Genomic DNA, 13,832 nt, shown 5'->3' with positions numbered 1-13,832 from the left:
TATGAATACATTGTTGGATCCAATAATTGGTTTAGCACCTCTTTATCTAATTGCAATGGCCTTTATTCTTGCAGGTTTAGGGGTTATAATTAGAAGAAATATTTTTTCTGCATTGTTTGCAGTACTAAACCTTTTTATTGCCCTTATAATCTCTATATATATTTTCCTGAAGGTTTCAAAAAGTGGTATACAACTTTACTTCTTCGGAGGTTATCCACCACCTCTGGGAATAATCTATGAAATTGATATTTTGAATGCACTTCTGGGATTATTAGCATCATCGTTAATGTTTCTTTCAGGCCTGTATAGCTTATGGTATATGAGGTTCCCAAGAATATACCTATATTATGTATTGCTCTTAACACTTTTAGCAGGATCTATGGGATGTCTTTACACAGGGGATTACTTCAACTTCTTTGTTATGCTAGAAGTATTATCCTTATCATCCTTCGCTCTTGTAGCATATTTTAGAGATAGTCCAAAGTCTATAGAAGCTGCGATAAGATATGCATTTGCAGGTATCATATCATCAAGTTTCTACCTGCTATCAGCTTTCATAGCCTATTCATCTTTTGGTACTTTAACCATTGCCGACATAGCGTTGAAGAGCAGAAGTGTGGAGGCTTCAATACCTTTTAGTGGAAGTGTTTTTGGTAATGTTATTCTTGCAGCAACTACGATTATAGCTCTTACAGCATGGACTTGGACATTTGAAGGTGCAATATTTCCAAACTATTTCTGGCTTCCAGATGCAACTCCAGAAGCTCCAACACCTATTTCAGCTATTTTTGTAGGTGTAATAGACTTGATAGGTATATATGGAGCTATTAGAATGTTCTACACAATATTTGGAAGAGGTTCTATAGTTTCACAATATAGAGAATGCGCACTTATAGCAATACAAATACTTGCTATAGTAACTGTTTTTATAGGCTCTTTTCTCATGCTTATTCAAACAGATGTAAAGAAGTTTATAGCATTTAGCACAATAAGTCATTTAGGGCTTATATTCATGTCACTAACAATTGATACTTGCGAAGGTGTCTCAGCAGCAATACTACATACAATATCCAACTCATTTGCAGAATCACTACTATTCTATGGAGCAGGTATAGCAATAGTGGCAATGGGAAGATCCATAGACACGTTAGGAGTTTTAAGAAAATATAAAATAGCTTTAGCAGGTATGGTTATAGGGGTTTTAAATTTGCTGGGAGTTCCACCACTTATAGGTTTCTGGAGTAAATACCTAATATTCAAGGCCTTCATCGATGTTGGCAAGGTTTATGGCGCTATTATATTAGCTTTGGCAACAGGTATTTCAGCCATAGGCTACTTTAAATTAATTTTCAATACCTTTAAAGCTATTGAGAAATCTAAAGCTGATGAGAGATTGAAAAATACTTTATTAGCTGATATTGTTATAGCTACTTGCATAACAATTATCATTGCGCTAGGCTTTCTCTACATGGTTAACCCTGTTATAAGAAATTACATAAATAGTATTGGATACGAGATTGTTGAAAGATATAAATCATACTACGAATTTTTAATTCCAGCTTCATAGATATTCAAAATTGGGATTTGTACAATGAAATTCACATTCTTGTGTAAGTCAAAGCCAAGCACAACAGGAAAGAAAGTAGCTATCGTTGGTGCTGGTATAGCAGGTCTTTCTGCAGCAGGCTACCTAGTCTGTAAGGGTTTTGAGGTTGATATCTATGATAAACAACCATTAGTGGGAGGTATGGCAACATTAGCCATACCATCCTATAGAATATTGCCCAGCGATGTGTTGGAAGGTGCTGAGGATTTAGTTAAAAACTTTGGTGTAAAGATATACTTAAACACAAAGGTTGTTTGTGGTGAGAGACATGATGAAGGTGACGACTTTGTTAAACAAGTTATTGACTTGAGAAATCTCATGAAGGAATATCACGCTATTCTTATTGCAACTGGAACATGGAGATCTAGAAAACTTGGTGTTCCAGGTGAGGAAGCTAGAGGAGTTGTTGATGCTCTTACCTTTCTCTACAGGTTAAAACTTATTGAACATGGACTTATTAAGGAGGCTCCGCCAAAACCTAGAAAGGTTATTGTGATTGGGGCTGGTTTAAGTGCTGTTGATGCTGCTGAAGAGGCTTTAAGGCTTGACGCTGAAGAGGTTTACTTAGTTTATAGAAGAACGAAAAAGGAAGCTCCCTGTGGTGAATACTACATAGAGGATCTTATAATGAAAGGTATTAAATGGGTTGAGTTGGCAGCACCAACAAAAATACTTACAGAAAATAACACTGTTAAAGCTGTTGAATTTCAGAAAATGAGGCTTGGCCCACCAGATAAAACTGGTAGACCAGCACCAATACCAATTCCAGGTAGTGAGTTTATTTTGGAGGCAGATCTCGTAATACCTGCTATAGGAGAAATTTCAACACCTCCATTCACATTTGAATGCGCAGAGCTTAAGCAGTTTCTGGATGAGAAAGGTTATATAATCTCAAAAGGTTATAGACTTGGAAACACAAATGTTTTTGTAGCTGGAGATGTTTTAACAGGGCCTACAAAACTAGGTGAGGCATGTAAACATGGACTCTATGCTGCAAAAGCTATTGAAGTATTTCTTAGAGGTGTATGAATGTGGATAAGGGATTTGGAAATCCAATACTGCTTAGATGGATAGATTATGGCAAGTGTATTGGATGTGGCATATGTTCATCTGTTTGTGAATTCATACATGAGGGAACACCTTACATAAGACTTTACGATGTTGGTGGAGGATTGATAAAGCCAATATCATGTTTTCACTGCGCCAAAGCACCATGTGTAGAGGTTTGTCCAACAAAAGCTATGAGAAGAGATGAGAGTGGGGCTGTATATGTTGATGTATCTAGATGTATTGGCTGCATGGCATGTCTCTATGCCTGTCCCTATGGAATACCAGAGCTAGATGTAGTTACAAAAACATCAATGAAGTGCGATTTGTGTAGAAAACTCAGAGGCGAGGGTTTAGAACCTGCATGCAGTGTCATGTGTCCAACAAAAGCCATAGTCATTAGCACTCCTCAATTCGTATTTGATGAGGCTAAGAAAAGAGCTTTAGCAAAAATTATAGGGGCTGTGACAAGCTTTGGCAGACCTATATAGATATACTACATATATTCTTTCAACAATACTTATATTATTAGGTGGTTCTGCAAAACTATTTGATAAAAAACATGGTGCAATTCTTCGAATTCTTGGATATATTCTTATTTTGCTCTACACCTTATTGTTTGTTGAAAATATCTTTGCTAAAATACTTGCCATTTCCAGTTGTGTAATAGCATGTATTGTTTCAATATATACAGCTAACTATGCTAAACACAAGTATGGACTACCTTATTTACAGTTAATTGTAGATGCTTTTTCGCTTTCAATTACATTCACATTTATATCCAAATACTTGATAGAGTTTATTACGTTTTGGATTATTGCAGAACTCATAGGATTTGTACTAATAACTTTTGAGTGGTTTACACAAGGTAATAGAAATGCTCTTGAAGCAGGTATAAGGTATCTCCTAGTGTCAATGGTTCCAGCAGACATAACATTGTTTGCATTAATTGCATTAACAGGTGTTGAAAAAGCATATACAGTGAGTATAACAAGTATTGAGCCAGCAATACAAGGCTCACCTATACTAACAATTCTATGTGTTGTGGGATTCTTAGCTAAAGCTGCTATAGCACCTTTACACTTTTGGTTACCAGATGCTCATTCAATAGCTCCAGCACCTGCATCTTCAATGTTATCTGGGCTTATGGTTAAAATGGGAATTTATGGACTTTACCTGTTATCTTTATATCCATCGATAAATAAAGATGTTTATGTATATACCCTAATGATTTGTGGAAGCATCACAGCTGTATATGGTGGATTACTAGCTCTTGCACAATCAGATATAAAGAGGATTCTAGCCTATAGCACAATATCGCATACAAGTGTTATGAGTATTTTGCTAAGCATGTATGTGAAGTTTAATTCTGTTGAGGCTTTGCAAGCAACCTTATTCTATGTACTGGCGCATGCATTTTTCAAAGCTGCATTGTTTATGGATTCAGGAGTTGTTGAAATAATTGCTCATACAAGAGATATTGGAAGCTTAGGATACATATCCAGAGTATATCCATTAGAAAGTACTGCAGTTTTACTATCAATTCTATCTCTTATTGGTGTCCCCCCACTCCCAGGTTTCCTAGCAAAATTCTTAACAATACTCTCACTTGTAACTAACCTCATATCAGCTTCGCCAATAGTTGTTCTACTTATTGTTGTAGCTATTGAAATTGTTTTTAGCATAGGATATGGAGCTAAATACCTGATGACGCACTTTGGCTCTTCAACAATAAGGATACTTCCTCGAATAGATTTAAATTTATTAAGACAGCTAGCTTTACCAGTGGTTACAACAATAGCAATTTCTGTTGCACTATCATTTTCAATTTTATTTGAGCAGCAAATAATTTATGGAACTATTTTGGGTATGATCATGACAATTTCGCTAATATTCTTAATACTGGTAATATATATTGTATATAAGTCTCAAAAAATCTTTAGAGTTTCTGAGAGTTGGCTTGGTGGTGCAAGACCTTGAATAACAGGAGAGAAGAAAAGTTAGAAGAAGTTTCTGGGAAAAGTAATAGAGTATCAACTTTAGCGCCAAGGATAGTCTATGGTATTGAGATAAAAAAGTCCATATTTCCAGTAAAAATGTCTTATCTTTCAAATGCTGAAAAGATAAGAGAAATCTTTTATCTTCACAATGTCGAGGAGGGGGTGGCTAGAATAGCTAAGGGTTTCTCAATATTTGTGCAATTCTTGCAGCAATCAGCCGAAAAATCACTTTTACTTTCATCTCTTTGGGCAGGGATTTTATTAACAATAGCGTTTCTCATAATGGTGATAATACTTGGTGCTCATTAGTATTTTGTTAATATTGCTTTTGCCATTTCTCTTAGCACCTATTTATGATAGCATTGAAAGAAAAGTTAAATCATTAATTCAGTCTAGAGTAGGGCCAAGAGGTTTTATTAGAAGCTTACTACAAAGTTGGTTTGACATAGCTAAGTTGTTTAGTAAAGAACTTGTTATAACGGGTTATGGAATACTCATTATTACAATGTTAGAACTTTTTCTTATAGCCTCAACAGCTATACTTCTTCAAATCTTAATTCTATTCAACAATTTAATAGTTGTAAAGACTCTTTTCATAGTGTTTCTATCAATATCTACAGCATTCTTTATAACTAGGTCAATAGCCCTTAATAATCCATTTGCCTCTATAGGAGTTTTTAGAGAATTTCATATTGTTTTATCTACAGAATCCTTCTTCTTGCCATCACTTGCCACAGTTCTTTTCATTAATGCTTCTCTTCCTTTAAAATTAATGTTGTTGATTATAATAGCCTTGTCTTGCTATGTTCTTAGTAGCAGAATACCTTTTGATATTGCTGAAGCAGAACCAGAAATTGCAAGTGGAGTAAATATAGAGCTTTCAGGACCTTTGCTAGGAGTTGCAATGTATTCTCTCCATATTAAAAGATATGTTCTTTCAGAAGTTCTTAGCTATGTTCTTCTCAAGTTGTTTAACGTGCATTTAGAGCTATATACATTCTTTGTAATAACCTTGTTAACATTCATTATATGGATAACCACAAGCATCATTAGTATTATACTTGCTAGAACTCGTGTAGATATAGGGCCTGCAACTATGCTTAAGACCATGATTATTTTAATGATTTTAACACTTTTAATTTACATGCTTACGGTGAAATAGTATGAGTTTATCATCTAATCTCAAAGCAATTGAAAATAAAATTAAGGATTTGGGTGGATTTATAGAAACAGTTTCAGATAATACAGTAATTGTTGAAATTACAAAAGATAATTTGAAGGAGTTTGCAAAATGGCTTTACGAAAATAATGCATTTCTAAAAACATGTGCAGGAGTTGATGAAAGAGAGATTAACAGTAGATTCACATTGTATCACATATTTGGACTTGATGAAATGGGTGTAGATGTTGTTGTGAAAGTATCAGGTTCTGATAAAGACTATACACCTACAATATCAGATATTGTTCCACCTGCAGAATGGTGTGAGCTTGAAGCAAGGGATATGGTTGGTATAAGGATAAGTGGTCATGAAGATAAGCCAAAGTTTATTCTTCCACAGGATTGGCCTGAAAATGTTTATCCACTTAGAAAAGATTTTTCATATGATTACAGACCTCAGAGTGAGTTTAGCAAATTTGATGAAGAGCTTCCGAAGGAGGTTGGTCTTCCCATAGGCCCCTACCATCCAATACTTCACGAACCTGAATACTTTGAACTTTATGTTGAAGGTGAAAAAGTTGTTGATGTTTTTTACAGAGGTTTTCATGTTCATAGAGGTATTGAAAAACTTGCTGAATCTCCTAGATTCACATACAAAACCATTCCGTTTTTAGCTGAGAGAATTTGTGGTATATGTGGGTTTGTTCATTCATCATGTTATGTGTTAACAGTTGAAAAAGCAGCAAAAATAGAAGTACCTGAAAGAGCACAATTTATAAGATCAATTGTTTTAGAGATTGAAAGAATTCATAGCCATCTTCTATGGCTTGGCATTGCAGCACATATTCTAGGCTATGATGCTGGATTTATGCAGTTGTGGAGAATAAGAGAACCAGTGATGGTGCTTGCAGAGCTTTTAACAGGTTCTAGAAAAACTTATGGAATAAATATTGTTGGTGGTGTTAGAAGAGATATTGATGAGTCTAAGAAGAGAAAAGCCTTGGAAATTTTGAGGAATGTTAGAGATGAGTTCAAGAAAGTTGTAGATGTTTTGGTTTCAGTACCTGAGATAGTTAAAAGAGCAAGTGGAACAGGTGTTTTACCCAAGGAAGATGCGAGAAAATTAAGTGTTGTAGGACCTGTTGCAAGAGGTTCTGGTCTTGAAAGAGATGTTAGAAAGAACTATCCATATTTTGCATACAGATACACCTCGTTTAAAGTGCCTGTATATAGCGAGGGAGATAACTTAGCAAGAACTTTAGTGAGAATTGATGAAGTTTTTGAAAGTATTAGCATTGTGGAGCAGCTTCTAGATGCTTTGCCCAAAGGACCTATAGCTGTGGAATCCTATGAAATTCCACCTTTTAGAAAAGCTGTTGGAGCTGTGGAAGCGCCTAGAGGTGAAGATTTGCATTTCATTATAACTGGCTTGGGAAGACCTTATAGATGGAGAGTTAGAGCTCCAACATATCAAAATCTTCCTGCTTTAAAAGTTATGTTAAGAGGAGCTCCACTAGCAGATGCATTTCTAACTATTGCAAGTATAGATCCCTGTTTTTCATGTACAGATAGAGCAATAGTTATACATGATATTAAATCAGATTCTAAAAAATTTGTGAATTTGTTTTATGGGAGGAGATATGCAAGTAGATAAAATAGCTAAATTAACTAAAATCGTAACAATTGGATTGAAGACAGGTAGGGTTACAATTAAATATCCATTTGGAGCTCCATTAGTTACAGAATCATTTAGAGGTGCTATAAGCATAGATAATACAAAGTGCTGGGGATGTGGAGCCTGTGTATTGATTTGCCCACCAAATGCTTTATCTATGAAGTTTGAAAAAGATAATATAATCATAGAATATTTCAAGGGAAGATGCATATTCTGTGGAATGTGTGCTGACGTTTGCCCGGCAAACGCCATTAGTGTAACAAAGGAATTCGAACTTGCATCAACAGATCTTGAAGATCTTAAGGAATATGTTATTCATAGAACGAGTAAGTGTTCTATATGTGGAAAGCCTATAGGGCCTACATCCGAACTTAGAAGTGTTATAAAGTCTCAACCTGTTTCAGAAGAATACATTAATCTATGTTCAGATTGTAGAAAAAAACTCTTTGCTAAAGCAATTAGCATTAGATTTGGCGCTTCTACATGAAATTAGATGAGAAGTTGAAGAACATTAGAAGAAGTCCATGGGTTTTCCATTTGAATAGTGGATCTTGTAATGCATGTGATATTGAAATTCTTGATGCGCTAACCCCATACTTTGATGCTGAAAGATTTGGGGTAAAACTAGTTGCATCTCCTAGGCATGCTGATGTGATATTGTTTACAGGTCCTGTGACGAGAGAGGTGCTTCCAAAGGTTATAAGAACATTAAATGCTGTTCCAAGACCAAGAATAGTCGTTGCCATAGGTTCTTGCGCTGTTGGTGGAGGAATTTGGTGGAATACATATTCAACTATAGGAGGATTTCCAAAGCTAAAAGAAATACTAAAAGAGCAAGGAGTAGAAATAGATAGGGTTGTATATGTTCCTGGATGCCCTGCAAGGCCGGAGGCCATAATCTATGGACTTTTGTTAGCGCTTGGCTATGTCAAACAAAAAGTTTCAAAGGTCACAAAAGTTGTTGAAAGCTAGTATCAGGCTATGTGAAATCAAGTCACCTGATACATCAACATATAGACATTTCCTTACACACATCTCAATATGTAGACATGTTGGTCAAATAAACATTGAAATGTTGCCACAAAGAATCAAAGAAGCTCTACTCAAAAATCATGAAGTTGCAATACCATGTACAGATAAAAACACGTTGCCTAAAGAAATAGCCATGTATTGTAGTGAAGAATATTTGTATATAAGATTAACAATAGAAAACTATTTCTGATTTTAACTCAACTTCCATTCACAACTTAGAGGCAAGATCCTTAATTACAAAACTAAGTTTCTTAATGTAATGTAGTTGTTAACATAACTATAGAAGTTTACTATTATTTAAATAATAAAATAAAATATTGTTTGTTATGTGTTTAGTGCCGCGGCCGGGATTTGAACCCGGGTCACGGGCTCGAAAGGCCCGCATACTTGACCGGGCTATACTACCGCGGCACAGCAATAATCTTATTATTGTTCAGAGGCTTTAAGCTTTATGTTTTGCTATTTTTACTATTCTTTCTATTATTTCTTTGTTATAGTATTTCTCTAAGTTGAGTATGCTTATAGCTTTTTCGAAACCTCCAAGCTTTTTTGCTAATTCTCTCAAAATTTCACTTACTTCCCATGGGAAAACAATCCAGCTTCTTGTTTCTGCAACATAGTAATCTGGTACTGTTATAGACCATGGCTTTAGATATAGAGTTGCTGTTTTTACTTCTTTTGCTCCATATATTCTCACAAGATCTATAGCCACTTGAAGGGTTCTACCAGAGTCTGCAACATCATCTACTATAAGAACTTTCTCATCTTTTATGCTGCGAATAAGAGGTGTGGATATTATGGGTTTCTCACCCTTTTCACCGATACCTCTATAAAATTTTATCTCTGTTGTTGCTATTTCGTCTATACCAAGATAATCACTAACAAGTTTTGCAACAATGTAACCTCCTCTAAGAATTGCAACAACGATGCTTGGTCTAAAGCCTGACAAAAATATCTTTTCTGCAAGCTCTAGACTAAGTGCCATTAAATCATTCCATGTTAGTACTAAAAAACTTGTATCTGTATCTGCTATAATAAATACACCTCCTAGTCAATACTCATTACAGCACAAAATTTTTAAACCTAAAATAATATTGCTACAAAATGATAAATTTATATTTTATAGCTGTGTATAAATGCTTTACTAGAAGGTTTTTAACATGAGTACAGCACCTACTGGCAATACAAAAACAATTGTGCTTGGAAATAGGCCTCTAAGAGAATATGTGCTTGAAGCTATAGTGAGTTTGAATAGAGAGGCTGATGTCATTGAAATTCTTGGTAGAGGGAGACATATACATAGAGCAGTTACACTATACAACACACTTGCTTCAAGATTAGGTGATAGAGTAACGCTTAAGAATGTTGAGATAGGAAGCCTATTGATTAAAGGAAGAAGAGTTTCATATATAAAAATATCTATTGCAAAGAAATAAAGCTTTAGCAGTAAATTTTAGTTTGCTAAGTAATATTTATTTAGAGAGATGTTGAAATTAAATCAAATTGTGTTAAATGTGTTAAATGATTATCATGTGTCTTAATCCATATTTCATCAACTCTAGATTTTATAAATGCAAGTGCATCTTTAATATCAATAGATCCTTTCTCGACTTCATCAATAAGTTTTTCAAGGTTTCTCGTAAATTCAATTCCAACTAAATTTAGAAATTCTCTTGAAAGTATGTCAGCGACATCTAAACCTAATTTAGTTGGAATTGCAACCTTTTTCTTTTTACTTAGAATCATATAGCCATGTCTAACATTATTGTCTATAGCCTTTGCATATGTGCTTGGCCTTCCAATTCCATGGCTTTTCATCATCGACACTAAATCTGAAACTTTATAGAGTCTCACACTAGATGTTTTTATCACTTCAACATGATCAATCTTTATGATAGTGCCAGCTGAAAGTTTTCTGAATTGATTGTATATTTTAATTGGATAGGCAAATGTAAATCCTTGCTCAATTATATCCACAGGTAATGAAATAGTTTGTATAATTCCATCAAAATCCATAACTATTGTAGCATACAATACTTTTGCAGGCACTATTTGACTTGCCAAAAATCTTCTGTATATAAGGTCATAAAGCTTTAAATGATCGTGTGATATTCTTGTTGCAAATCCTAGTTCACCACGCATAATAGCCTCAACAACTTCCTCGGAATTCAATGGCGTTGTTGGTCTTATTGCTTCATGTGCGTCTTCACCTCTTATATTCCTATCCCATGACCTGGGCATGTAAAAAGCACTTAAATTCATTTTCTCTAATGCTTCTCTTGCTATGGCCATGCCTATTGATGAAATTCTTGTTGAATCTGTTCTATGATAGGTTATTAAACCCATTTCAAATAGGTTTTGAGCTAATGACATTGTCTTCGATGCTGAAAACCCATAAAGCATGTTTGCTTCTGCTAATAAAGTATCTGTTGTATATGGGGGTGGCGGATTCAAGACGATTTCCTCGTATTTCACATCAGCTATTCTCACACCTTTTTCATAGATTCTCCTAGCTATTTCCTCAGCCTTAGCCTTGTCTATGGATCCTAAAAATAGCTTATGTTTATATCCAAGAATTGTAACGACTATTGCATGACCTTGATTTGCTTTATATTCAACATATCTGTTGACAGTCCATAATAAAACAGGTGACTGTACTCTTCCAGCACCAAGCCAAGGCTTGTTAAACATGTTTTGAAGATACATGCTAAGCTCGAATCCTATCCATCTATCAGCTATTCTTCTGGTGATTTGAGCTAGAACCTTATTCAAATCTATTTTCCTTGGATTTTTAAGTGCTGAGAGAATGGCGTTTTTAGTAACCTCTCTAAACTCTATTCTGTAAATGTTTTGGTTATAACTATAGATTAAGTTGTAAACATCAAATGCAATTTTCTCACCTTCTGTATCAGGATCGGTTGCTATGAAAACGGCACTAACCTCTGAAGCAAGTTTTTTCAATACATTGTAAATAGAAGCTGATGTGTAAACATCGAAAGAGTTGCAATAAGGACATGAGTCAAAGGCTCCAACGTGTTGTGCTCCACAGTTTCTACACTTTGTTATGAAATCATATATTGCAGCATATCCTCCAGACCCCAATTCCTTAACACCATGAAAGCCTTCATCAACAACTAAGTCAGTTAAATGTCCAAGTGTAGCAGTAACCATGGCTACAAAAACTCTGTCCTCAAGTGGTATAACAGTTTCATAGACAATTATATTTCCATAAATTTTCTTAACAGGTTTTCCAAACATTGAGGCTATAGTTCTAGCTTTTGTAGGTGATTCAACAACTATTAAAATGGGTTTTATATTCTCAATTTGAATTCCATCGGCAGATCCACCTTCAGCTCTGCTCTGAACAATTTTTTTGAAAGCTTCGTAAATAAACTCTTTACTGTACCCTCTAAACCCATTAAACAAGGTTATTTTCTTAAGTCTCCTCTCAAGTATCTTAACAAGTTCGTGATACTTTTCAAAAACTATCGAAACACCATAGCACTTGCTCTTTCCAACAATTCTAGATGTTCTACCACTTGCCTGAATATAGGTAAACAAATCTGGTTTGACAACTTGAATTTGTCCATTGTCATCCTTGACTATTATTCCATAGTTTTCTACTAATATGTGGCTTTGTTTGTCGAGCAAATGCTTTACTATTGAAACAAGCTTGTTCTTTACAATTTTTAAGATATTTACATTATCGACAACACCATGCACATTTTGTTGTGGTTCGAGAATTCCTCTTAACATTTTTGAGTATAGAATAAGTTGTGCAGGAGTTGAATTTTGGATTATATTAACAACTCTCTTCAAATCCTCATCTACATTCAGCCCATAGTTTTTAAGCGTCTTAAGTAGAATGAACATGAATCTAACATTATTCAAAGCATCATCAAGTTTTTTCATAGTATGTGGAACTCCAATAAACACTGCAAATCTAATTCTTTGTGGCTCGTCAAGACCTCTAACAAGGATTCCATAATATGATGCCGACCCTATTAAAACATCAACTTCACCTTTTCTGAACTTGTCAACTGCTTTATTGCCACTCTTCGCTATAGCAAATCTAATGTTGTTTCTGCTTAACAAATCTGTTAATTTATCAACAAAGTTTTTATATAGATTTGAAACAAATATTACCCCACTTCCAATAGTTTTAACTATGTCTACAATTTCATCAATTCTATTCAAATCAATATATACATCATCTACATTTCTCAGATACTCAAAAACAGCTCCAGCATCAAAACCAAGAAGCTCTTTCAGCAAAAGAGCCTTTATTCCTTTTGATCTTCCAGTTGCTGAAGCAACTACAAGTTGTGTTGTGACTTTTGATAACTTATCTTTAAGAGATGCTTCCAGCTCCAGCATCTCTTTTCTAATTTCATCAACATATTCTAATCCCTTTGAAATCTTTGCTACAAGCATTTTCTGTCTCATTTTCACTAACTGCAATCCTATTTCTATTATCTCATCATCGAATCCAAGCAAGTGAAGAACTCTATCAACATTTTTAGAATTTCTTAAAATAGAATCTAGATCATCTGCAATAATAACATCAACTTTTTTATCCATTATAAGCATGTGATGTCTTGAAAGAAAAGCAGCTGATGTTATTAAAACGTTAAAGTCTCCATTCATTATAGAGTTTTTTACTTCCTCACTATTCCTAGCTGTTGAATCATACAACAATATCTTTATCTTTTTTACATCATATCCCAAGTCTTTAATATTTTCAACATAACTAACTATTTTTCTATGCAATTGTTTTGCTATTTCTCTAGTAGGAGCAATCATATAAACCTTGCTATTATAAAACAAAGTCTTGTAAAGTGCATAAACAGTTAAAAGAGTTGATTTGCCAACACCAGTTGGAGCAACAAGTGCAAAGGACTCTCCAAATAATAGCTTCTTGCTCCAATACTCTTGAAAAGATCTCATCTCATACCCTGTACACTGCTTAAAAAAATCCTTAAAGAATACAATCTCCTTTTCAATAACATTTTTCAGATCCTCAAAAAAAGAAGAGGTACTATCTTTTCTTATACACACAACTACAGCTTTACTTCCTAGCTCATTCAATTGCCTACAATAGTTGCTAAAACCATTCCTATATTCTATCATCAGCAACTTGATACCCAATGCTAAAGCTTAACTCTTTCAAGAAGATTTTAGAAAAAAACTAAGGTTCATGCCATATTAGCAGAAAAACTTGTTATAAAATTAATGCTTATACTTCTTGAATTTAAATATCTGTTATCTAGAATAATGGAAAATCTCTTCAAAGCTAATACACTTTGCAAAGCA

The 13,832-nt window shown here is 34.5% G+C and carries 13 protein-coding genes and 1 tRNA gene; 11 read left to right on the top strand and 3 right to left on the bottom strand.

Going from position 1 to position 13,832, the window contains the following annotated elements; translation table 11 throughout:
• The first annotated feature begins 1 nt into the window (after nt 1).
• The 10 genes from QPL79_RS04350 to QPL79_RS04305 are packed head-to-tail and all read left to right on the top strand — an operon-like array spanning nt 2 to nt 8,709.
• Nucleotides 2–1,567, top strand: coding sequence for a proton-conducting transporter transmembrane domain-containing protein (locus tag QPL79_RS04350; protein WP_285273563.1), 1,566 nt, complete (start codon nt 2–4; stop codon nt 1,565–1,567).
• A 24-nt stretch (nt 1,568–1,591) separates the two neighbouring features.
• Entirely contained in the window at nt 1,592–2,635 is a 1,044-nt protein-coding gene (locus QPL79_RS04345) for an FAD-dependent oxidoreductase (RefSeq protein ID WP_285273562.1), read from the top strand.
• Between the two features lie 2 nt (nt 2,636–2,637).
• Entirely contained in the window at nt 2,638–3,144 is a 507-nt protein-coding gene (locus QPL79_RS04340) for a 4Fe-4S dicluster domain-containing protein (protein WP_285273561.1), read from the top strand.
• The gene (locus QPL79_RS04335) at nt 3,128–4,633 is read left to right on the top strand and encodes a complex I subunit 5 family protein (RefSeq protein WP_285273560.1); all 1,506 of its coding nucleotides are present in this window, start codon (nt 3,128–3,130) and stop codon (nt 4,631–4,633) included. The genes QPL79_RS04340 and QPL79_RS04335 overlap by 17 nt, the downstream gene beginning before the upstream one ends.
• Nucleotides 4,630–4,962 carry a hypothetical protein gene (locus tag QPL79_RS04330; RefSeq protein WP_285273559.1) on the top strand — a complete coding sequence of 111 codons (333 nt, stop codon included), beginning with the start codon at nt 4,630–4,632 and terminating at the stop codon, nt 4,960–4,962. Before QPL79_RS04335 ends, QPL79_RS04330 begins: the two co-directional genes overlap by 4 nt.
• Nucleotides 4,952–5,815, top strand: coding sequence for an NADH-quinone oxidoreductase subunit H (locus tag QPL79_RS04325; RefSeq protein ID WP_285273744.1), 864 nt, complete (start codon nt 4,952–4,954; stop codon nt 5,813–5,815). Before QPL79_RS04330 ends, QPL79_RS04325 begins: the two co-directional genes overlap by 11 nt.
• Before the next feature lies 1 nt (nt 5,816).
• A complete protein-coding gene (locus tag QPL79_RS04320; protein WP_285273558.1) occupies nt 5,817–7,466 on the top strand; it encodes a hydrogenase large subunit in 1,650 nt (549 codons plus the stop codon).
• Entirely contained in the window at nt 7,441–7,974 is a 534-nt protein-coding gene (locus QPL79_RS04315) for a 4Fe-4S dicluster domain-containing protein (protein ID WP_285273557.1), read from the top strand. Before QPL79_RS04320 ends, QPL79_RS04315 begins: the two co-directional genes overlap by 26 nt.
• Nucleotides 7,971–8,459, top strand: a complete 489-nt coding sequence (locus QPL79_RS04310; protein ID WP_285273556.1) for an NADH-quinone oxidoreductase subunit B family protein — start codon at nt 7,971–7,973, stop codon at nt 8,457–8,459. Before QPL79_RS04315 ends, QPL79_RS04310 begins: the two co-directional genes overlap by 4 nt.
• Nucleotides 8,446–8,709: a hypothetical protein gene (locus QPL79_RS04305; protein ID WP_285273555.1), complete on the top strand. Its 264-nt coding sequence runs from the start codon at nt 8,446–8,448 to the stop codon at nt 8,707–8,709. Before QPL79_RS04310 ends, QPL79_RS04305 begins: the two co-directional genes overlap by 14 nt.
• Nucleotides 8,710–8,855: 146 nt before the next feature.
• On the opposite strand, the gene QPL79_RS04300 is transcribed toward QPL79_RS04305, so the two are convergent.
• Together QPL79_RS04300 and QPL79_RS04295 are read right to left on the bottom strand one after the other, a co-directional pair.
• Nucleotides 8,856–8,930, bottom strand: a tRNA-Glu gene (locus QPL79_RS04300).
• Nucleotides 8,931–8,961: 31 nt separating this feature from the next.
• Complete coding sequence (locus tag QPL79_RS04295; RefSeq protein WP_285273554.1) at nt 8,962–9,504, bottom strand: phosphoribosyltransferase; 543 nt, start codon at nt 9,502–9,504, stop codon at nt 8,962–8,964.
• Between the two features lie 175 nt (nt 9,505–9,679).
• Here QPL79_RS04295 and QPL79_RS04290 point away from each other — a divergent pair, with 175 nt between their 5' ends.
• Entirely contained in the window at nt 9,680–9,955 is a 276-nt protein-coding gene (locus QPL79_RS04290) for a DNA-binding protein (RefSeq protein WP_285273553.1), read from the top strand.
• 40 nt (nt 9,956–9,995) lie between these two features.
• Here QPL79_RS04290 and rgy read toward each other — a convergent pair whose 3' ends face one another.
• On the bottom strand, nt 9,996–13,649 hold the full coding sequence (gene rgy / locus QPL79_RS04285) for a reverse gyrase (RefSeq protein WP_285273552.1): 3,654 nt from the start codon (nt 13,647–13,649) through the stop codon (nt 9,996–9,998).
• Nucleotides 13,650–13,832 lie beyond the last annotated feature (183 nt).

Source organism: Ignisphaera cupida (assembly GCF_030186535.1).
Classification (GTDB): domain Archaea; phylum Thermoproteota; class Thermoprotei_A; order Sulfolobales; family Ignisphaeraceae; genus Ignisphaera; species Ignisphaera cupida.
This window is presented reverse-complemented; position numbering and strand designations above follow the sequence as displayed.

Bases quoted from the DNA above. Each gene is read 5' to 3' on its own strand.
- QPL79_RS04350 (WP_285273563.1), top strand. From the start codon at position 2: ATGAATACATTGTTGGATCCAATAATTGGTTTAGCACCTCTTTATCTA.
- QPL79_RS04295 (WP_285273554.1), bottom strand. From the start codon at position 9,504: ATGGCACTTAGTCTAGAGCTTGCAGAAAAGATATTTTTGTCAGGCTTT.
- QPL79_RS04290 (WP_285273553.1), top strand. From the start codon at position 9,680: ATGAGTACAGCACCTACTGGCAATACAAAAACAATTGTGCTTGGAAAT.
- rgy (WP_285273552.1), bottom strand. From the start codon at position 13,649: ATGATAGAATATAGGAATGGTTTTAGCAACTATTGTAGGCAATTGAAT.
- QPL79_RS04315 (WP_285273557.1), top strand. From the start codon at position 7,441: ATGGGAGGAGATATGCAAGTAGATAAAATAGCTAAATTAACTAAAATC.
- QPL79_RS04345 (WP_285273562.1), top strand. From the start codon at position 1,592: ATGAAATTCACATTCTTGTGTAAGTCAAAGCCAAGCACAACAGGAAAG.
- QPL79_RS04310 (WP_285273556.1), top strand. From the start codon at position 7,971: ATGAAATTAGATGAGAAGTTGAAGAACATTAGAAGAAGTCCATGGGTT.
- QPL79_RS04320 (WP_285273558.1), top strand. From the start codon at position 5,817: ATGAGTTTATCATCTAATCTCAAAGCAATTGAAAATAAAATTAAGGAT.